General features: G+C 69.9%; 22 protein-coding genes. 10 read left to right on the top strand and 12 right to left on the bottom strand.

Annotated elements, in window-relative coordinates; translation table 11 throughout:
* Positions 1–24: 24 nt before the first annotated feature.
* From BO64_RS06090 to BO64_RS06065, 6 genes are all read left to right on the top strand, one after another.
* Complete coding sequence (locus BO64_RS06090) at positions 25–1,065, top strand: hypothetical protein (protein ID WP_496402383.1); 1,041 nt, start codon at positions 25–27, stop codon at positions 1,063–1,065.
* A 148-nt stretch (positions 1,066–1,213) separates the two neighbouring features.
* Positions 1,214–1,828: a 50S ribosomal protein L25/general stress protein Ctc gene (locus BO64_RS06085; protein WP_496402382.1), complete on the top strand. Its 615-nt coding sequence runs from the start codon at positions 1,214–1,216 to the stop codon at positions 1,826–1,828.
* A gap of 17 nt (positions 1,829–1,845) precedes the next feature.
* The gene (gene pth / locus BO64_RS06080; protein ID WP_496402381.1) at positions 1,846–2,463 is read left to right on the top strand and encodes an aminoacyl-tRNA hydrolase; all 618 of its coding nucleotides are present in this window, start codon (positions 1,846–1,848) and stop codon (positions 2,461–2,463) included.
* An 85-nt stretch (positions 2,464–2,548) separates the two neighbouring features.
* Positions 2,549–3,646 carry a redox-regulated ATPase YchF gene (gene ychF / locus BO64_RS06075; RefSeq protein WP_496402380.1) on the top strand — a complete coding sequence of 366 codons (1,098 nt, stop codon included), beginning with the start codon at positions 2,549–2,551 and terminating at the stop codon, positions 3,644–3,646.
* A 94-nt stretch (positions 3,647–3,740) separates the two neighbouring features.
* Positions 3,741–4,412 carry a dienelactone hydrolase family protein gene (locus BO64_RS06070; protein ID WP_496402379.1) on the top strand — a complete coding sequence of 224 codons (672 nt, stop codon included), beginning with the start codon at positions 3,741–3,743 and terminating at the stop codon, positions 4,410–4,412.
* 14 nt (positions 4,413–4,426) lie between these two features.
* Positions 4,427–5,113, top strand: a complete 687-nt coding sequence (locus BO64_RS06065) for a dienelactone hydrolase family protein (protein ID WP_496402378.1) — start codon at positions 4,427–4,429, stop codon at positions 5,111–5,113.
* Between the two features lie 6 nt (positions 5,114–5,119).
* Here BO64_RS06065 and BO64_RS06060 read toward each other — a convergent pair whose 3' ends face one another.
* The gene (locus BO64_RS06060) at positions 5,120–5,614 is read right to left on the bottom strand and encodes a hypothetical protein (protein ID WP_496402377.1); all 495 of its coding nucleotides are present in this window, start codon (positions 5,612–5,614) and stop codon (positions 5,120–5,122) included.
* A 70-nt stretch (positions 5,615–5,684) separates the two neighbouring features.
* Between BO64_RS06060 and BO64_RS06055 the strand changes: the two genes are divergently transcribed.
* A complete protein-coding gene (locus BO64_RS06055; protein WP_496402376.1) occupies positions 5,685–6,488 on the top strand; it encodes a pepsin/retropepsin-like aspartic protease family protein in 804 nt (267 codons plus the stop codon).
* A gap of 74 nt (positions 6,489–6,562) precedes the next feature.
* Here BO64_RS06055 and BO64_RS06050 read toward each other — a convergent pair whose 3' ends face one another.
* Genes BO64_RS06050 through petA form a run of 3 tightly spaced genes read right to left on the bottom strand, consistent with a single transcriptional unit; the run spans position 6,563 to position 9,260 of the window.
* The gene (locus BO64_RS06050) at positions 6,563–7,408 is read right to left on the bottom strand and encodes a cytochrome c1 (protein ID WP_496402375.1); all 846 of its coding nucleotides are present in this window, start codon (positions 7,406–7,408) and stop codon (positions 6,563–6,565) included.
* Positions 7,409–7,416: 8 nt separating this feature from the next.
* Complete coding sequence (locus BO64_RS06045; RefSeq protein WP_496402374.1) at positions 7,417–8,700, bottom strand: cytochrome b; 1,284 nt, start codon at positions 8,698–8,700, stop codon at positions 7,417–7,419.
* A gap of 5 nt (positions 8,701–8,705) precedes the next feature.
* Positions 8,706–9,260 (bottom strand): ubiquinol-cytochrome c reductase iron-sulfur subunit, encoded by a 555-nt coding sequence (gene petA / locus BO64_RS06040; protein ID WP_496402373.1) that lies wholly within the window; start codon positions 9,258–9,260, stop codon positions 8,706–8,708.
* Positions 9,261–9,454: 194 nt separating this feature from the next.
* On the opposite strand from petA, the gene BO64_RS06035 reads away from it, so the two are divergent.
* On the top strand, positions 9,455–9,919 hold the full coding sequence (locus tag BO64_RS06035) for a tRNA (cytidine(34)-2'-O)-methyltransferase (RefSeq protein ID WP_496402372.1): 465 nt from the start codon (positions 9,455–9,457) through the stop codon (positions 9,917–9,919).
* 5 nt (positions 9,920–9,924) lie between these two features.
* Positions 9,925–10,800, top strand: a complete 876-nt coding sequence (gene hemF, locus BO64_RS06030) for an oxygen-dependent coproporphyrinogen oxidase (RefSeq protein WP_496402371.1) — start codon at positions 9,925–9,927, stop codon at positions 10,798–10,800.
* Position 10,801: 1 nt separating this feature from the next.
* Here hemF and BO64_RS06025 read toward each other — a convergent pair whose 3' ends face one another.
* Genes BO64_RS06025 through BO64_RS06000 form a run of 6 tightly spaced genes read right to left on the bottom strand, consistent with a single transcriptional unit; the run spans position 10,802 to position 14,769 of the window.
* On the bottom strand, positions 10,802–11,500 hold the full coding sequence (locus tag BO64_RS06025) for a glutamine amidotransferase-related protein (protein WP_496402370.1): 699 nt from the start codon (positions 11,498–11,500) through the stop codon (positions 10,802–10,804).
* Positions 11,497–12,756 carry a CCA tRNA nucleotidyltransferase gene (locus BO64_RS06020; protein ID WP_496402369.1) on the bottom strand — a complete coding sequence of 420 codons (1,260 nt, stop codon included), beginning with the start codon at positions 12,754–12,756 and terminating at the stop codon, positions 11,497–11,499. Before BO64_RS06020 ends, BO64_RS06025 begins: the two co-directional genes overlap by 4 nt.
* Positions 12,753–13,016 (bottom strand): hypothetical protein, encoded by a 264-nt coding sequence (locus BO64_RS06015; protein ID WP_496402368.1) that lies wholly within the window; start codon positions 13,014–13,016, stop codon positions 12,753–12,755. Before BO64_RS06015 ends, BO64_RS06020 begins: the two co-directional genes overlap by 4 nt.
* The gene (locus BO64_RS06010) at positions 13,009–13,668 is read right to left on the bottom strand and encodes a CoA pyrophosphatase (protein WP_496402367.1); all 660 of its coding nucleotides are present in this window, start codon (positions 13,666–13,668) and stop codon (positions 13,009–13,011) included. The genes BO64_RS06015 and BO64_RS06010 overlap by 8 nt, the downstream gene beginning before the upstream one ends.
* Positions 13,665–14,246: a DUF1285 domain-containing protein gene (locus BO64_RS06005; RefSeq protein WP_496402366.1), complete on the bottom strand. Its 582-nt coding sequence runs from the start codon at positions 14,244–14,246 to the stop codon at positions 13,665–13,667. The genes BO64_RS06010 and BO64_RS06005 overlap by 4 nt, the downstream gene beginning before the upstream one ends.
* Positions 14,247–14,268: 22 nt before the next feature.
* Positions 14,269–14,769 carry a GNAT family N-acetyltransferase gene (locus BO64_RS06000; protein ID WP_496402365.1) on the bottom strand — a complete coding sequence of 167 codons (501 nt, stop codon included), beginning with the start codon at positions 14,767–14,769 and terminating at the stop codon, positions 14,269–14,271.
* Between the two features lie 216 nt (positions 14,770–14,985).
* On the opposite strand from BO64_RS06000, the gene BO64_RS05995 reads away from it, so the two are divergent.
* Positions 14,986–16,245 (top strand): MFS transporter, encoded by a 1,260-nt coding sequence (locus BO64_RS05995; RefSeq protein WP_496402364.1) that lies wholly within the window; start codon positions 14,986–14,988, stop codon positions 16,243–16,245.
* 193 nt (positions 16,246–16,438) lie between these two features.
* Here BO64_RS05995 and BO64_RS05990 read toward each other — a convergent pair whose 3' ends face one another.
* Both BO64_RS05990 and BO64_RS05985 read right to left on the bottom strand, forming a co-directional pair.
* Positions 16,439–16,921 (bottom strand): GNAT family N-acetyltransferase, encoded by a 483-nt coding sequence (locus tag BO64_RS05990; RefSeq protein WP_496402363.1) that lies wholly within the window; start codon positions 16,919–16,921, stop codon positions 16,439–16,441.
* A complete protein-coding gene (locus BO64_RS05985; protein ID WP_496402362.1) occupies positions 16,918–17,715 on the bottom strand; it encodes an enoyl-CoA hydratase-related protein in 798 nt (265 codons plus the stop codon). Before BO64_RS05985 ends, BO64_RS05990 begins: the two co-directional genes overlap by 4 nt.
* Positions 17,716–17,737: the final 22 nt, after the last annotated feature.

The raw sequence follows: 17,737 nt of genomic DNA, 5'->3' as shown, positions 1-17,737 counted from the left end.
CCCGTTTAGAGGGGGACTCCCCTGATGCCGACAGATCGTCCGTCCGCCGTTCGTACTCCGGCGATCCGCCGCGCGCTGACCGCCGCCGCCATCGCCGTGGCCGCCGTCCTGGCAAGCTGCGCCGAGCCGCCGCCGGTGGTGACCCCGCCGCCGCCGCCGCCCGTGGTCAGCCTGTCGCCGAAGGTGATCGAACAGGCCGCCGCCTACCGCCGCTACGTCGTCGCCGCCACCGCCATCTCGCCCACCTTCGCCGACGGCGAACAGGTGGCTCAGGGCCTGCGCGTCGGCGCCGGCTACGAGCCGGGCCAGCTGCTCCGGGGCGCCATCGCCTATGGCGCGGTGGTGGCCCTGCAGGACCCGGGCTTCGTGGCCGGGGTCCAGAGCTACGGCGTTGATCCCGAACAGCGCCGCACGGTCGCCTACGAGATCATGAAGGACCCGGCCTACGTCATCGGCATGCAGGGCTCGGCCGGCGCCGCCGGCCTGGTGATGGCCGCCCTCGGCGAGGACGGCCGCAAGCTGCTGGAGCAGGGCAAGGCCATCCGTCAGGCCGCCTATGACGTCCAGCGCGCCGCTTGGTCCAAGAAGGAGGTCGCCAGCCGCGCGGCTCGCCTGACCCTCGCCAAGGAGCTCTCGACCACCCCGCTGCTGGGCGACGAGGCCGAGACCGCCCGCCTGCACCAGGCGGTGACCCAGCGAGGTCTCCTGTCGATCACGGGCCAGACCGCCTCGCCGCCCTATACGCCCGTAGTGGTCCGCTCCATGGCCGTGGCGGCCCTGGCGGCCCTGGGGTACGCCACCGACGCCAGCCTGGAGCAGGTGATGCCGATCCTCGCCGACCCCGGCGCGGCGTCCTGCCTCAACATGTCCAAGCTCAACCTCTACCAGTGCCTGGCCGTCTCCAAGCCGCACTATGAGGACGTCTTCTGCCTGGGCGTGCACACCCTGATGGACACCGGCCGCTGCGTGATGCGCAGCGCCGGGGTGCCCGAACCGCCCGAGCCGGCCAAGCTCACCGCCGCGGTCGCGCCCGCGCCCGGCAAGGCCAAGACGGCCACCCGCTGACCATCGGCGTTTTTGGAAGCCCCGGCCGTTGCACAGGCCGGGGCTTTTGTGTATCTACGCGCACCTTTCGACCCTATGGGCGACCTGGGGGCATCCGGAATTCCGTCGCCGCGCGGTTCGCGCGGCGGCTTCGTTTTGAGGCAAGGCCATGGCCGACATCGTTTTGAACGTTGAAGTGCGTCAAGGGACCGGCACCGGTCAGGCGCGCGCTACCCGTCGCGCGGGTCTGGTGCCCGGCATCCTGTACGGCGGCGACAAGGATCCCGTGGCCATCGCCGTGAAGGCGAACGAGTTCCGCAAGGCGCTCTACACGGGCAAGCTGCTGGGCCACCTGGTGACCCTGAAGTACGGCGACGAGACCCAGCCGGTCATCGCCAAGGCCGTGGACATGCACCCGGTCACCGACGAGCCGCAGCACTTCGACCTTTACCGGGTCGACGAGCATCAGCAGATCAAGATCGAGGTGCCCGTGCACTTCACCAACCAGGACGACGCCCCGGGCCTGAAGCGCGGCGGCACCCTGAACGTGGCCCTGCACGCCGTGAGCGTGTCGTGCCCGGCTGATTCGATCCCGGAAGAGATCGTGTTCGACCTGACCGGCCTGGACATCGGCGCCACCATCCGCGTCGCCGATCTGAAGCTGCCGGCGAAGGTCACCTCGGCCATCGACGGCGAGACCGTGGTGGCCAGCATCGCCGGCTCCATGGCCGACGGCGAGGCCGCCGAGGGTGAAGGCGAAGCGGCTGAGGGCGGCGAGGGCTAATCACCCTCGCTTCGGCGATGCTGCTGATCGCAGGCTTGGGCAATCCCGGCCCGACCTACGCGAAGAACCGCCACAACATCGGCTTCATGGCCGTGGACGAGATCGCGCGCCGCTGGGGATTCTCAGCGGCGCGTTCGCGTTTCCAGAGCCTGGCCTCCGAGGGCTCCATCGACACCCCGGACGGCCCCGTCCGCACCCTGCTGCTGAAGCCCCAGACCTACTACAACGAGAGCGGCCGCGCCGTCGGCGAGGCCATGAAGTTCTTCAAGCTCAAGCCGGCCGACGTCGTGGTATTCTACGACGAGATCGACCTGGCCCCCGGCCGCTTCCGGATGAAGACTGGCGGCGGGGCCGCGGGCAACAACGGCATCCGCTCGGTGACCTCCCAGATCGGCCCCGACTTCCGCCGCGCCCGCCTGGGCACCGGCCATCCGGGGCAGAAGGAGCTGGTGCACGGCCACGTGCTCTCCGACTTCCACAAGGCCGAGATGAAGTGGGTGGAGCCGCTGCTGCAGGCCTGCGCCGACGCCCTGCCGCTGCTGGCCGCCGGGGAGGACGAGAAGTATCAGGCCGAGGTCATGCGCCTCGCCCCCGCCGAGAAACTCGATCCCCGCAAGCTGGCCCGCGGCGCATAGCCCGCCCCGCGCCCGGCGCGCCCGGGATGACGGTGCAGGGTTGGCGTGCTAGGTCCGCCGCCACTCTAGAAACTGCGAAAGTCCCATGGCCCTGAAAGTCGCCATCGTCGGCCTGCCGAACGTGGGCAAGTCGACGCTGTTCAACGCCCTCACCCAGACCGCCGCCGCCCAGGCCGCGAACTATCCGTTCTGCACCATCGAGCCCAATGTGGGCGACGTGGCCGTGCCCGAGCTGCGCCTGGAAAAGCTGGCGGAGATCGCCGGCTCGAAGGAGATCATCCCGGCCCGCATCAACTTCGTGGACGTGGCTGGCCTCGTGCGGGGCGCCTCCAAGGGCGAGGGCCTGGGCAACCAGTTCCTGGCCAACATCCGCGACTGTGACGCCATCGCCTTCGTCGCCCGCTGCTTCATCGACGACGACATCACCCACGTGGAGGGCCGGGTCGACCCGCTGGCCGACCTGGACACCATCGAGACCGAGCTGATGCTGGCCGACATGGAAAGCCTGGAAAAGCGGGTGGTGAACCTCGAGAAGCGGGCCAAGGTCGGCGACAAGGAAGCCGCCACCACCCTGCGCCTCGTGAAACTGGCCCTGGCCGAGCTGCACGAAGGCCGCCCTGCCCGGGTGGCCAAGATCTCCGCCGAGGACGAGAAGCCCTGGCGCATGCTGCAGCTCCTCACCTCCAAGCCCGCGCTCTATGTGGCCAATGTGGACGAGGGCTCGGCCGGCGAGGGCAATGAACTCTCCAGGGCCGTGCAGGAGCGGGCCGCCCGCGACGGCGCCGACAGCGTGGTCATCTCGGCCAAGATCGAGAGCGAGATCGCCCTCCTGGCCCCTGAGGAGCGCGCTGAGTTCCTGGAAACCCTGGGTCTGGAGGAGCCGGGCCTGAACCGCCTGATCCGCGAGGCCTACCACCTGCTCGGCCTGCAGACCTACTTCACCGTCGGCCCCAAGGAGGCCCGGGCCTGGACCATCCACAAGGGCGACACCGCCCCGGTGGCCGCGGGCGTCATCCACACCGACTTCGAGAAGGGCTTCATCCGCGCCGAAACCATCGCCTATGAGGACTATGTCCGCCTGGGCGGCGAGGCCGGGGCCCGCGAGGCCGGCAAGCTGCGCTCCGAAGGCAAGGAGTACGTCGTCCAGGACGGCGACGTGATGAACTTCCGCTTCAACGTCTAGGAGCCGGGCCGCCGCTCAGGCTACCATCGCTCGACCGGCGGCGCGCAACGACCGCCGGCGACGATGAAGGACCAGGGCGGGAGGCCTGCGCGACATGGCGGAGACGATCACCATCCCGGGGGCGGACGGGTTCGAGTTCGCCGCCTACCACGAGCCGGCCTTCACGCCCCGCAAGGGCGGGGTGATCGTCCTGCAGGAGATCTTCGGCATCGACCGCCATGTGCGGGCCGACGTCGGGCGCTGGGCCAAGATGGGCTACGAGGCCATAGCGCCCGCGCTCTTCGACCGGCGCCAGCGCAGTTTCACCGCCGATCATGACGAAGCCGGCATCCAGGCCGGCCTCGCCCACGCCATGGCCACGCCCCTGCCCCAGGCCCTGGCCGACATCGCCGCCTGCCGCGATTTCCTCCGGCAGCGGGGCCAGAAGGTCTGCGTGGTGGGCTACTGCTACGGCGGCTCCCTCGCCTGGCTCTCAGCGACGCGCCTGGAGGGCCTCTCGGCCGCCTCCAGCTACTACGGCAGCCTGGTGAAGCAGTTCGCCGCCGAGACGCCAAAATGCCCGGTGATCGTGCATCTCGGCCGGACGGATCCCGGCATCGACGCCGACGAGGTGGAGGCCGCCATCCACGGGCATCACCCGGACGTGCCGGTCCACATCTACGAAGGCGCCGGTCACGGCTTCAACAACGAGAGCCCCGAGCGCTACAACGCCGAGGCGGCGGACCTGGCCCGCCACCGCACCCTGGAACTGTTCGACGCGGCCTGAGGAGAACACGGCCCATGGGCGAGATGATCCGCCTGACCAGCCCCCTGGACGGCTTCGCGTTCGACGCCTACCGGGCGGTCCCCGACGACGCCCGGCGGGGCGGCCTCCTGCTGATCCAGGAGATCTTCGGGGTCACCGACCACATCCGCGAGCTGGCCGACGGCTTCGCCGCCGACGGCTATGAGGTGATCGCCCCTTCGTTCTACGACCGGCTCGAACGCGGCTTCCAGGCCGACTACAGCCAGCCGTCGATCCAGAAGGGCGTACAGTACTCCACGGCCACGCCCTGGGATCAGGTGGCCGCCGACGCCCAGGCGGCCCTGGACGCCCTCGAGGGACCGCGTTTCGTGGTCGGCTACTGCTGGGGCGGGGCGGCCACCTGGCTGGCCGCCTGCCGGTGCGAGGGCGTCACCGCGGCGGCCGCCTTCTATGGCCGGCGGATCAGCGAACTGGTGGACGAGACGCCGCGCTGCCCGACCATCCTGCACTTCGGCAAGACGGACGCCTCGATCCCCATGGAGAAGGTCGAGGAGATCCGGGCGAAGCATCCCGACCTGCCGATCTACCTCTATGAAGCCGGCCACGGCTTCGTCTCGGACCGGCGGGCCGACTACCACGAGGACTCCGCGCGGCTCGCCCGCCTGCGCACCCTGCAGCTCTTCGCTCGCAACGGCGGCGGCAGCGGCCGAGGAGAGGCTTAGGGCGGCCTAGGGGGCCTCCCGCTCTTCGATTTCCGGGCGCGCCTCCGGGTGCTTCTCCAGCACCCGCACGAGCAGCGCCTGGGCTGCGAGGATGCCGATGCCGGCCGCGTAGCCCGAGAACACCCCGGCCGGATAGCGCCCGCCGTTCGCGGCCGCCCCGATCTGCCAGTACATGAAGAGCGCGGCCCCCAGGAGCAGGGCCACGCCCGTGACCACTGACCCGGCGGTCTGGCCGAAGCCAGCCTTGAAGCTCATCCACACATAGCGCAGCAGCGGTCGCCGCACCGGCCCCAGCACCAGCGGCAGGCCCAGCGACAGCAGGAAGAAGAGCCCCGGCCAGACCAGGGTGCGCTGGGCGATCAGTTCGGCCCCGCCCGGCAGCCGGCCAAAGGCGTTCACCACGGCCCCTGCATAGATCAGCAGCGCGGCGCCGACGGTCATGTCCTGCATGCGCTTGAAGTTGCGCCACGCGGGTCTGTAGGCGGTCTTGGGGGAGGCCATCGGGGTGATCCTAGCCGCTCGTCGGCGGCGGGGGTAAGGCGCCATCGCCAGGGACGCGATATGGTGGTGCGTGGCCTTCGCAAGACTCACCCTGGCCCTCCTGGCCGCTACGGCTGCGCCCGCCCTGGCGCGGGCGGGCGAGAGCCCCTGCTGGTTCGAAGGCGGCGTGCTGGTGGCGCCGGCCGAGGCGGCCGGGATGGCCGGGGACTTCGTCCTCGACACCGGCCAGCCGATCACCCAGCTGCATGAGACCAGGGCCCAGGCCGAGGGCATCGCTACCGAAGACGTCGAAGCCCCGACTGCCTACGGCTCGATCCGGCTGGCGGGCCTGACCCTGCCGGCGCGCAGGATTCCGGTGGCCGACCTCGACGTCCGCGGCTGGAACCTCCCGACGCCGATCGTGGGCGTCATCGGCGCTGATGTGCTGAAGGACCTGGTGCTGGACGTCACCTTCGCGCCCTGCCGCGTCCGGCTGTCCCGGCCGGGCGAGGCTCCGCCCTTCCGCGGCGGGCGCACCCTGCCCCTGGCCTGGGACGCCGGCCGCCCGGTAGTGACGGCCGAGGTGCGGGATGGGGAGCGCGCGCTGCGCGGCCTGTTCACGCCCGCCACCGGCCAGCCCGCGGGCGTACGCCTGGCCGAGGACGTCGCGAGGGTGGCCGGGATCGGCCAGGTGCAGGAACTCGGGCCTGAAGGGATCTGGCTGGCGCGGCTGGCCGAGCTGCGCCTGGCCGGCCGGCGCCTCACGGACCTGGCGGCGGGGCTGGAGCCCGTCCAGGGCGGAGCCGCCGGCCAGATCGGCGCCCCGGCCCTTGCCCGCTGGCGCCTGCGCTTCGACTTCCCGGCCGGGCGCCTGCACCTCGCCCCCGCCCGCTGAGGCCCGGTCAGATACGGAAAGGGCCCGCCGGATCGCTCCGGCGGGCCCTCTGATCGTTCGGCGTCAGGCCGCCCTTAGTGGGCGACGTTGCGCCAGATGCGGCGGTAGCTGAACCACAGCAGCACCGAGAACAGCACCAGATAGATCATGGCGCCGAACCCGAAGGTCTTGCGCTCGATCATCTTCGGCTCGGAGGCCCAGGTCAGGAACGCGGTGACGTCCCGGGCCTGTTGTTCCGCCGTCGACGGGGTGCCGTCGTCGAAAGTCACCTTGCCGTCCGCCAGCTGCGGCGGCATGGCCAGGAAGCCGCCCGGAGGCACGTGCTTGGGGTCGCCGCTCCACGAGGCCGTCAGGTCGCCCGGGAAGTACTTGTTGTAGTAGCTCCCCGGCGTGACCGTGAGGCCGGCGGGCGGATTCACATAGCCGGTCAGCAGCGAGTAGATGTAGCGCGGGCCGCCCGAACGGGCCTTGGCGATCACCGACAGGTCCGGCGGCATGGCCCCACCGTTCGAGGCGCGCGCGGCGGCCTCATTGGGGAACGGGTTGGGGAACGCGTCGGCGGTGGTCGCCGGCCGCTGGATGGGATCGCCCGTCTCGGAGTCGATGTCCGGAACCTGCGCTTCGGCGGCCAGCGCCTTGGCGTAGGGGTTGTCGTTCGGATTGGGGTACTTCGGGTCGTAGAACGGCCCGCCCTTCTCCGCGAGCGTCCGGAAGTAGACCAGGTCCATCGAGTGGCAGGCCGAGCAGACCTCCCGGTAGACCTTGTAGCCCCGCTGGAGCTGGGCTTGGTCGAACTTGCCGAACGGCCCCTCGAAGCCCCAGGTGTGCTCCCGCAGGGGAGCCGAACCACCGGAGGCGAGGGCCGGGCCAGCGATGAAGGCCAGCCCCAGCGCCGCGAGCGCGATACGTTTGCGCAGCATCTTCAGGCTCAATCCTTCTTGGCGTTGTCCAGGACCGGGGCCGAGATCGATTCCGGCACCGGCAGCGGCTTCTCGACCAGGCCGAGGATCGGCAGGACGATGAGGAAGTAGGCGAAGTAGTAGGCGGTGGCGATCCGGCTCAGCCACACGAACGAGTTCAGGTCCGCGTCGAAGAGCTGGAAGGTCGAACCGATCGGGATCACGTGATCGTCGGGCAGCTTGGCGCCGCAGAGGCCGAGCACCAGGCAGGCCAGCACGAAGATCAGGAAGTAGAGCTTCGCGGTCGGCCGGTAGCGCATGGAGCGCACCTTCGAGGTGTCGAGCCAGGGCAGCACGAACAGCACGCCGATCGCGCCGAACATGGCCAGCACGCCGCCCAGCTTGTCCGGGATGGCCCGCAGGATCGCGTAGAACGGCAGGAAGTACCATTCGGGCACGATGTGGGCCGGGGTCACCAGCGGGTTGGCCGGGATGTAGTTGTCGGCGTGGCCCAGGATGTTCGGGTTGTAGAACACGAAGCTGGCGAACAGGATCAGGAACACGCTGATCGCGAAGCCGTCCTTCACCGTGTAGTACGGGTGGAACGGAACGGTGTCCTCAGCCGACTTCACGTTCACGCCGGTCGGGTTGTTGTTGCCCGGCACGTGCAGCGCCCAGATGTGCAGGCCGACGACGCCGGCGATCACGAAGGGCAGCAGGTAGTGCAGCGAGAAGAAGCGGTTGAGAGTCGGGTTGTCGACCGCGAAGCCGCCCCACAGCCAGGTGGTGATGCTCTCGCCGACGATCGGCAGGGCGCCCAGCAGGTTGGTGATCACGACCGCGCCGTGGAAGGACATCTGGCCCCAGGGCAGCACGTAGCCCATGAAGGCCGTGGCCATCATCAGCAGGTAGATCACGCAGCCCAGGATCCAGAGCACCTCGCGGGGCGCCTTGTACGACCCGTAGTAGAGGTTGCGCAGGATGTGGATGTACACCGCGATGAAGAACATCGAGGCGCCGTTGGCGTGCATGTAGCGGATCAGCCAACCGTAGTTGACGTCGCGCATGATGCGCTCGACCGACGCGAAGGCGTGGTCGACGTGGGGCACGTAGTGCATCACCAGCACGATGCCGGTGACGATCTGGATGCCCAGCATCAGCGCCAGGATGCCGCCGAAGGTCCACCAGTAGTTCAGGTTCTTCGGGGTCGGGAAAGCGACCACGCTGTCGTAGGCCAGCCGGATCACCGGCAGGCGCGTGTCCATCCAGCGCTCAAAGCCGGTCTTCGGCTCGTAAGTGGAGTGTCCGCTCATCGATATCAGCCGATCTTGACCTTGGTGTCGGAGACGAAGGCGTACTCCGGAACGACGAGGTTCTTCGGCGCGGGACCCTTACGGATCCGGCCCGAGGTGTCGTAGTGCGAGCCGTGGCACGGGCAGAACCAGCCGCCGTAGTCACCGCCGCCGAACGTCGGCACGCAGCCCAGGTGCGTGCAGGTGCCCACCAGGACGAGCCACTCCGGCTTGCCCGGCTTGTGCCGCGCCTCGTCGGGCTCCGGATCGGGCATGGGAGCATTGTCGTCCTTGATGGCCGCGGCGATCTGGGCCGCCGTGCGGTTACGCACGAACAGCGGCTTGCCGCGCCACTTCACCACCACCTGCTGGCCCTCGGCGACCTTGGTCAGGTCGAACTCGATCGAGGCCAGGGCGAGGGTGTCGCCCGAGGGGTTCATCTGGTCCACCAGCGGCCAAGCGACGGCAGCGGCCGCGCCGACCGCCGCGGCTCCGGCCGCGATGTGGATGAAGTCGCGACGGTTCGGGTCTGCGCCCGAAGCGTGCGGATCGGGATTTGCGCCCACGACGGTGTCGGCCACCTTAAAGCTACCCTTCAGTGACGGCCCGCCCTGCAGCGACGGACCAGAAGCATGCGAGGCCTGGTCAGGAGGCCCTCTCGAAACAGAGGTCAGGGAATGAGACTGGGTATCCTTGGGCTTCGTGTCCTGCGAACGTCCGCCCGTGATTCCCCTGTCCTCGCGCCCCGGCCTAGTCCCGTGGCGGGTGCCTTAGAATGCGTTTGGGCCTTTTTCAACCGGACATTCCGCAAAACCTGGGCGCGGCCATCCGGCTGGCGGCCTGCCTGGGCGTCCCGCTGGACGTGATCGAGCCCTGCGGCTTCCCCCTGGACGACCGGTCGCTGCGCCGGGCGGCCATGGATTACGCCGGCCGCGCCGAGGTGGTCCGACATGCCTCCTGGGGCCATTTTCTCTCGGCGAAGGCCGGACGGATCGTGCTGTTCACCACCCGCGGCGCCGCCCCGCTCCACGACTTCGCCTTCCGCCCCGACGATGTGCTGCTGTTCGGCCGGGAAAGCGCCGGCGCGCCGGAAGAGGTGCATCAGGCGGCCGACGCCCGGGTGATCATTCCTCTGGCGGCCGGAGCCCGCTCGCTGAACATCGTTACCGCCGCCGCTCTGGCGCTCGGCGAAGGCTTGAGGCAGATCAACGCCTTTCCCACCCTTCCGGCCCAGGATTGAGCCGCATGCCCGTTTCCGCCGAGATCGAAGAGCGCCGCCTGCGCACCAAGGAATGGTTCGAGAGCCTGCAAAGGCGGATCTGCGCCGAGCTTGAACGGCTCGAGGGCGAGGCGCCGGCCGACCTCTACCCGGCCGAGCCGGGTCGCTTCGACTTCCGCCCCTGGTCGCGGGAGACCGGCGTCGGCGGGGGAATCGGCGGCCACTTCCGCGGCCGGCTGTTCGAGAAGGCGGGCGTCCACACCTCGTCCGCGGTGGCGACCTTCTCCCCCGAGATGGCCGCCCAGATGCCTGGCGCCGACAAGGACCCGTCCTACGTCTCGGCCTCGATCAGCCTGATCATCCACCCGGTCAGCCCCCGCGTGCCCACCGTCCACATGAACACCCGCTTCCTGTCGACGGCGGAAAGCTGGTTCGGCGGCGGCGCCGACCTGACCCCCATGCTGGATGTGCAACGCACGCCGGAAGCCGAGGACGCCAAGCTCTTCCACGCGGCCATGAAGGACGCCTGCGACGCCTTCGACCCCGAGTACCATCCGCGCTTCAAGGCCTGGTGCGACGAGTACTTCTTCCTGCCCCACCGGAACGAGCCCCGGGGCATCGGCGGCATCTTCTACGACCGGCTGAACACCGGCGACTTCGAGAAGGACTTCGCCTTCACCCGCGCCGTGGGCGAGGCGTTCCTCGACGTCTATCCGAAGATCGTCCGTCGCCGCATGGCCGAGGCCTGGACCGAAGCGGAACGCGCTGAACAGCTGGTCCGCCGGGGCCGCTACGTGGAGTTCAACCTGCTCTACGACCGGGGGACCATGTTCGGCCTCAAGGCCGGCGGCAACGTCGAGACCATCCTGTCGTCCATGCCGCCGCTGGTGGCCTGGAGCTAGGTCAGCTTTCCAGGAACCGGCGAATCCAGCCGCCCACCAGCGCCCGGTCGTCCGGACGGCCGTAGGTGGCGATGGCGGCGTCGGCCATCTGGTCGGAATAGACCCCGCCCCGGCGGGCCTCGATCAGGGCCTTGGCGTAGTCGGGCTCGAACTCGGGGTGCAGCTGGAGCGAGATCGCGGGCTGGTCGCGCCAGACCAGGGCCCCGAATGGCGTGAAGTCCGAGGCCGCGAACACCTCAGCGCCGGGAGGCAAGCTCACCACCTGGTCCTGATGGGACGCCGGCAGGCGGATGGTCTCTGCCTGCGGGACCATCCAGGCCTCGCTGGTCAGCACCCGGTACTCGTGCTCCCCGACGCCCCAGCCCTTGTCGGACTTCACCACCTGGCCTCCGAAAGCCTGGGCCATGGCCTGGTGGCCAAAACAGACCCCGACGAGCTTCGTCCGCCCCTTGGCGCTACGCAGGAAGTCCATCAGCGCCGCGATCCAGGGCGTGGCGTCATAAACCCCGCAGGCCGAGCCGGTGACGATGTAGGCGTCGTTGTCCTCGGGCGCCGCCGGCCACTCGCCCTCGTCCACCGCATAGGTCCGCCAAGCGTAGGTCTCCTGGCCCAGCAGCGCCATGAACATCTCGGGATAGGTCCCGAACCGCGGGATGGCCGAGGCCGGCGGCTGGCCGGTCTTGAGGACGCCGATCCTCAATAGACCATCCCCTGCACCACCGCCTTCAGCTTCTCGATCGCGCTGAGCTTGTCTTCGATGAAGTCGTGGTCGATCCACCACGCCTCCACCTCGCGCAGAACCTGCCCCACCAGCGGCCCCTTGGGCGCGCCGGCCTTGATGACGTCCTCGCCGGTCAGCGGAAACGGCGGCGCAGTCCAGCCGTCGGCGAGGGCGATCATCCCCCGCCACTGCATGGCGCTGGCCGAGCTCTCGGCGGCCGCCCAGGCCAGCTTGGCCCGGTCGCGGAACGCCTGGTTGCCCTCGCGATAGACGGCGCGGCGGATTTCCCGGGGGCTCATCCAGCTCTTCAGCACGGGCGTCGGTGCGAGCGCCGCCACGATCCGGTCTCGGTCGGCGTTGGAGAGCCGGAGCCGCTCCGCCAGGCGCAGGGCGCCCGGCTGGTCGGCGGGCAGGAGCGCCGCCAGCCGAAGGACCGCGTCGGCCTCGAACAGCTGGCTGGTCTCGATCTCCACCAGGCCGTCAAGACGCCGAAGGTCGGCCGGCCGGCCGAGGATCACCTCCAGCACTCCGGTCTCGGCCATCAGCCGCAGGGCGTCGCGCGGATCGTCGGCCGCCAGCAGCTTCAGCAGTTCCTTGGAGATGCGCTCCGCCGCCAGGCTGCGGACATTGTCCTTGAGCGCCGCGCAGGCCGCGACCGCCGCAGCGTCGGGCGCGCCCTTGCCGTACCAGGCATGGAAGCGGAAGAACCTGAGGCTCCGCAGATGATCCTCCCGCAGGCGCTGCTCCGGCTCGCCCACGAAGATGATCCTCCCCGCCTTGGCGTCGGCGACGCCGTGGCCGGTGGGATCGAAGATCGAACCGTCCCGCCGGGCGTAGAGCGAATTCAGGGTGAAATCCCGGCGTCCTGCGTCCTCGGCCCAGTCGGTGGTGAAGGCTACGGTGGCTCGGCGCCCGTCCGTGGTGACGTCCCGTCGCAGGGTGGTGATCTCGTATGGCGTGTGGTCGGCCACCGCCGTCACCGTGCCATGCTCGACGCCGGTGGGCACGGCCCGGATGCCCGCCGCCTCCAGAGCCGCCGTCACCTTGTCGGGCGTCAGGACCGTGGCGATGTCCACGTCGTCCACCTTCGCTCCGATCAGGGCGTTGCGCACGCAGCCGCCGACGAAACGGGCGCAGTCCGGCCCGCCGGCCGCCTCCAGCGCATCCATCACGCGGACCGCCGAGGGGGCGGTCATCCAGGCGGGTTGTCCCAGGTTGGCTTGCGGCTCGCTCATCGGTCCTCGTAGCGTCCCGGGGTGACGCGGCCGTCGGGTCCCACCTCGCCCGGCACGTAGGTCTTTCCACGGGTGTCCGTATGGAACAACGCCGTGGCCATCAAGGACAGGCCGAGCAGCAGGCCCGCGATCGCGAACAGCCAGGGCCAGGGCGTCGGTCGCGGCTCCCGGCCATTGCGCGTGGCCCAGGCGCGCCAGACGAACCACAGCAGGAAGGGCGTCGCCATCAGCGCCGCCCGCAGGAGCAGCAGCCTAAGCAAGGGCCGCCCCGTACAGCCGGTCATAGAGCGCCCTCAGAATGCCGGCGGTCGCCCCCCAGATCAGCCGCTCCTGATGGGTCATGGCGTAGAACCGCCGCGTCTGGCCGTCAGGCAGAGTGCGCTCCTGCTCCTGGTAGTTGGACGGGTCCATGAAGAAGCCGAACGGGGTTTCGAAGATGTCGGCCACCTCGGCGGGGTTGGGCTGCAGGGTGAAGCCCGGCCGCACAAAGCCCACCACCGGGATCACGAGAAAGCCGGTGCCGGTGCGGTAGGGGGTCGACAGGCCCGCCAGGGAGACGAAGCGGTGCTCAAGGCCGATCTCCTCGTGGGCCTCGCGCAGGGCGGTCTCCCAGGCGGTTTCGCCGGGGTCCTGCCGGCCGCCCGGAAAGGCCACCTGTCCGGTGTGTCGTCGCAGGGTGTCGGACCGACGGGTGAGCAGGACGTTGTAGCCCGCCTCGCGCTCCACAAGCCCGATCAGCACGGCAGCCGGGGTCAGCACCTGATCGGCCGGCGGCCCCCAGCCCTGAGCTGCGGGCGTCAGGTCATAGTCCGACCGAGTGCGCGCTCCAGTCACCGCCCCGCCGTCGTGCAGCGGATCCAGGTGTTCGGCGATCCACGCCTTGAGGTCGCGGGGCTGGGCGAGTTCGCTCACGCGCCGCCCTCCGCCGGAGCCAGGGGGAACCAGACGCCATTGGAGACCAGGCCCAGTTGGCCGTCACGCTCCTCGGCCCAGTCCGCCAGCTCATAGAAGACCGGGCGGGCGATCAGCGCCTCTAGCCCGCCGCGGACGTGCACATAGGGCCTGGGCTCGCCGCCTTCGCCCTCCGCCACGCGGATGGGATGGTCAGGACCCGCCTCGACCTCGTCGCCCACATTGGTGGTGAAGCGCAGCCGATCGCCCACCCGGTCGACGCGGACGGCTACGAAGGGCGCATCCTCCACGGTGATCTTCAGCTTCTCCACCGGAGTCACCAGCCGGATCCCGTCGGCATCCTTGCGCAGGATGGTGGAGAACAGGCGAACCAGCGCCTCCCGCTGGATGACGCCGCCCTCGTGCACCCACGACCCGTCCTTGCGGATGACGATGTCGATCTCGCCCGAGCGCTCGGGATTCCAGAGATGCACGGGCGGAAGGCCGCGCCTGGGCTGGGCGGCTTCGGCCAGATCGTCGAGGGTGGGCTTGGCGGTCACGCCTGCAAGGTAGGGGCGGCGGGGAGTCGCCTCAACCATCCGGCGCTGATGGCTCCGCCGCCTAGCGCGGCCGGACGTCCCCGCTCAGCGTCACATCGCGGAACGGCAGCATCAGCACCCGGCGCTGGTCCACCGGCCCCGGCATGATCGCGGCGGGGGCGTTCACGAAGCCGAAACGCTGGAAATAGGGCGGGTCACCGACCAGCAGCACCGCCGCCTCGCCCGCCGCTTCGGCCGCGGCGCAGGCTTGCCCCACCAGCTTGCCCCCGACGCCAGTGCTCTGGAGGCCCGGCTCCACCGCCAGGGGCCCCAGGAACACCACCGGCGTCTCGCCGACGTTCACGCGCCACATCCGCACCACGCCGGCCAGCTTGCCGTCCATCCAGGCGCAGAAGGACATCTCCGGGGCGAAGTTGGCGAACTCTCGCACCCGCTCCGACGACTTGGCGAAGCGGCCCGGCCCGAAGGCGCGGTCCAGCAGCGCCTCGATCAGGGCGGCGTCCTCGGCGGTTTCATGGACGAGGGAGAGCGTCTCAGGGGACGCGCGGCATTCGACGGACATGGGCGACTTCAAGATGCGGACGAAAGGGACGTCGGACGACAGCCGGACCTCGAAACTGAAGCCTGCCATCGGGGTCGGGGCGCTCAGGCGCGCGGACGTCGTCGCATCTTGGGGCCCTCCTGGGCCGTCATCAGGAAGCGCGCACATAGGCCGGGCGCTCTGGCCCGTCAACGCCGTTGCACCCCTCCGCGACGCAGGGCACGTTGCCGCGTCCAGATGTCCGACGCTGAAGACGACGACCACGAAGTCCCCTCCGCGCGCGCGCTCCTGAAGGAGCGCGACTATCTGTCGTTCTGGGGCTCCCGCTGGACGGGCAGCTTCGCCAGCCAAATCCAGTCGGTGGCCATGGGCTGGCACATGTACATCCTGGCCCGGGAGACGCGCTCGGTAGAGGAGAGCGCCTTTCTCGTGGGGATGATTGGCCTCGCCGCCTTCATTCCAGTCTTCCTGCTCACCCTGCCCGCCGGCGAAGCCGCCGACCGCTACGACCGCAAGAAGGTCCTGCTGCTCTGCCTCACCGGCGAGATCACGAGCGTCCTCACCCTGGCCATCGCCACCGTGAACGGGTGGGCGAGCCCGGGCCTGCTGCTGGGGATCGCCTGCCTGTTCGGCGCCAGCCGCGCCTTCTTCGCCCCCGCCAACACCGCCCTCGGCCCCATGTTGGTGCCGCGCAAACTGCTGCCCCGGGCCATCGCCTGGAATTCCCTCGCCTGGCAGACCGCGGCCATCGCCGGTCCTGCGGTGGGCGGCCTGTTGCTGACGCGCTCGCCGCAGACGGCCTACTTCACCACCTTCGCCCTCTATGTTCTGGCTGGGATCTTCGTCTTCTCGATCCGCAAGAACGCCAAGCCCGAAGTGAATCCCGGTTCGCGCTGGCAGCTGATGAAGGAAGGGCTGGCCTACGTCTGGCGGCAGAAGATCGTCTTCGGCGCCATTAGCCTCGACCTGTTCGCCGTGCTGCTGGGCGGGGCCACCGCGCTCCTGCCGGTGTTCGCCCGGGACGTGCTGCACGTGGGTTCGGAGGGCTTCGGCATCCTGCGCGCCGGTCCGGCCATCGGCGCGACGCTGGTGGCCCTGTACCTCGCCGCCAACCCGATCCGCCGCAAGGCCGGCCTGTTCATGTTCGCCGGCGTCGCCGTCTTCGGCCTCTCGACCCTCGTCTTCGGCCTCTCCAAGTCGCTGTGGCTCTCCGTGGCCGCCCTGGCGGTCCTGGGCGGAGCCGACATGCTGAGCGTCTATGTCCGCCAGACCCTGGTGCAGCTCGTCACCCCCGACGCCATGCGCGGCCGGGTGGCGGCGGTCTCCTCCGTCTTCATTGGGGCGTCCAATGAACTGGGCGAGTTCGAGAGCGGCATCGTCGCCCGCCTGCTGGGCCCTGTGGGCGCGGCGGTGTTCGGCGGTACGGGCGCGCTCGTGGTCACTGGCCTGTGGGCCAAGCTATTCCCTGACCTGCGCCGCGCCGATCGGCTGGAATAACAGCATCCACATACCAAAGGATGCTGTGAGGCCGCCCTCACGAAGCCTACATCAGGCTTGTCGCCAAGGCCCCGGCTCCTGTGTTCCCCTGCCCCAGTGGAGCCGGCGGCATGAGGCCCGGCGCGTTCTCCCCCCGATGCTCGCCGGGTTGGCCGACCCGGGAAGCTCCCCGCTTCCCGGGTCCTGGCGCACCCTACGAAGCCGCCAGGGCGTGCAAGGCTTGGCCGTCCAGGCGGCGGACCGTCCATTCGGTCATCGCCGCCGCACCCAGGCTGTCATAGAAGGCGATGGACGGGGCGTTCCAGTTCAGCACCGACCACTCAAGCCGTCCCAGGTCCGCCTCGACGCAACGCTGGGCCAGCCGCCGCAGCAGCGCCTTGCCGGCGCCGAGCCCTCGAGCTTCCGGCAGGACGAAGAGATCCTCCACATAAATCCCCGCCCGGCCCCGGAAGGTCGAATAGTTGTAGAACCACAGGCAGAAGCCCACGGGCCGACCGTCCAGTTCGGCGATCTCGGCGAAGGCGCGCGGATTTTCCCCGAACAGGTCCCGCCGGATGTCGGCCTCGGTGGCCTCCACCTCGTGCGCCAGCCGCTCGTACTCGGCCAGTTCCCGGATGAAGTGCAGGATCAGCGGCGCGTCGGCGACGGTGGCGACGCGGATGATCAGCTGGCTCATGCCGGCGTCTTTCCGCGGGTCCTGGAGAAGTCCGGCGGCCGCTTCTCGGCAAAGGCGGCGAAGGCTTCAGCCGCGTCGGCGCTCTTGAGCTGGGCGGCGAACAGCCGGCCCTCTTCCTTGTAGCGGTCGCGCACGGGCTCGGCCGGGCGCCGCATCAGCGCCTTGGTCGCCTCCACTGAACTCGCCGCCCGGGCCGCCACGGCCTCGGCCGCCTGCCGGGCGCGGGCGCGGAGTTCGCCCGGCGCCACCACCGCATTGGCCAGGCCCCAGGACTCGGCCTTGCGCGCGTCCACCGCCTCGCCCAAGACGAACATCGCGAACGCCCGGGCGTGCCCGATCCGGGCCGGCAGCAGCATCGAGGACGCGGCCTCCGGCACCAGGGCGAGGTTCACGAACGGAGTGGTGAGCAGTGCGTCCTCGGCCAGATAGACCAGGTCGCAGTGCAGCAGCATGGTCACGCCCACGCCCACGGCGCGGCCGTTCACCGCCGCCACGATAGGGGTCTTGGCGCGCTCCAGGGTGTTCAGCAGCGGGTTGCCCTTCTCCCGGGCCGCGTCCGCCGCCGGGTCGCCGCGGTTCACCGCGGCGAAGTCGGCCAAGTCGTTGCCGGCGGTGAACATGTCGCCGTTGGCCTGGATCACGACACAGCGGATGTCCGGGTCGGCGTCGGCGGCGTCGATGCCGTCTGCCAGGGCCTGGTACATCGCCCGCGTGAGGGCGTTCTTCTTTTCCGGCCTGTTCAGGGTCAGCGTCAGGACGCCGCCCGAGATCTCGGACAGGACATGGGAGGTCATGCAGGCTCCGGTTTTCTGCGAG

This window comes from Phenylobacterium composti DSM 19425, assembly GCF_059568645.1.
The sequence above is the reverse complement of the archived record's forward strand: the minus strand, read 5'-3'. Positions and strand labels throughout refer to the sequence as shown.

What these genes read in the sequence shown, in the direction of transcription:
- ychF (WP_496402380.1), top strand. Translation starts at nt 2,549, where the DNA reads ATGGCCCTGAAAGTCGCCATCGTCGGCCTGCCGAACGTGGGCAAGTCG.
- BO64_RS06035 (WP_496402372.1), top strand. Translation starts at nt 9,455, where the DNA reads ATGCGTTTGGGCCTTTTTCAACCGGACATTCCGCAAAACCTGGGCGCG.
- BO64_RS06085 (WP_496402382.1), top strand. Translation starts at nt 1,214, where the DNA reads ATGGCCGACATCGTTTTGAACGTTGAAGTGCGTCAAGGGACCGGCACC.
- BO64_RS06090 (WP_496402383.1), top strand. Translation starts at nt 25, where the DNA reads ATGCCGACAGATCGTCCGTCCGCCGTTCGTACTCCGGCGATCCGCCGC.
- BO64_RS06065 (WP_496402378.1), top strand. Translation starts at nt 4,427, where the DNA reads ATGGGCGAGATGATCCGCCTGACCAGCCCCCTGGACGGCTTCGCGTTC.
- BO64_RS06045 (WP_496402374.1), bottom strand. Translation starts at nt 8,700, where the DNA reads ATGAGCGGACACTCCACTTACGAGCCGAAGACCGGCTTTGAGCGCTGG.
- BO64_RS06020 (WP_496402369.1), bottom strand. Translation starts at nt 12,756, where the DNA reads ATGAGCGAGCCGCAAGCCAACCTGGGACAACCCGCCTGGATGACCGCC.
- BO64_RS06000 (WP_496402365.1), bottom strand. Translation starts at nt 14,769, where the DNA reads ATGTCCGTCGAATGCCGCGCGTCCCCTGAGACGCTCTCCCTCGTCCAT.
- pth (WP_496402381.1), top strand. Translation starts at nt 1,846, where the DNA reads ATGCTGCTGATCGCAGGCTTGGGCAATCCCGGCCCGACCTACGCGAAG.
- hemF (WP_496402371.1), top strand. Translation starts at nt 9,925, where the DNA reads ATGCCCGTTTCCGCCGAGATCGAAGAGCGCCGCCTGCGCACCAAGGAA.
- BO64_RS05995 (WP_496402364.1), top strand. Translation starts at nt 14,986, where the DNA reads ATGTCCGACGCTGAAGACGACGACCACGAAGTCCCCTCCGCGCGCGCG.
- BO64_RS06005 (WP_496402366.1), bottom strand. Translation starts at nt 14,246, where the DNA reads ATGGTTGAGGCGACTCCCCGCCGCCCCTACCTTGCAGGCGTGACCGCC.
- BO64_RS06060 (WP_496402377.1), bottom strand. Translation starts at nt 5,614, where the DNA reads ATGGCCTCCCCCAAGACCGCCTACAGACCCGCGTGGCGCAACTTCAAG.
- BO64_RS05985 (WP_496402362.1), bottom strand. Translation starts at nt 17,715, where the DNA reads ATGACCTCCCATGTCCTGTCCGAGATCTCGGGCGGCGTCCTGACGCTG.
- BO64_RS06070 (WP_496402379.1), top strand. Translation starts at nt 3,741, where the DNA reads ATGGCGGAGACGATCACCATCCCGGGGGCGGACGGGTTCGAGTTCGCC.
- BO64_RS06050 (WP_496402375.1), bottom strand. Translation starts at nt 7,408, where the DNA reads ATGCTGCGCAAACGTATCGCGCTCGCGGCGCTGGGGCTGGCCTTCATC.
- BO64_RS05990 (WP_496402363.1), bottom strand. Translation starts at nt 16,921, where the DNA reads ATGAGCCAGCTGATCATCCGCGTCGCCACCGTCGCCGACGCGCCGCTG.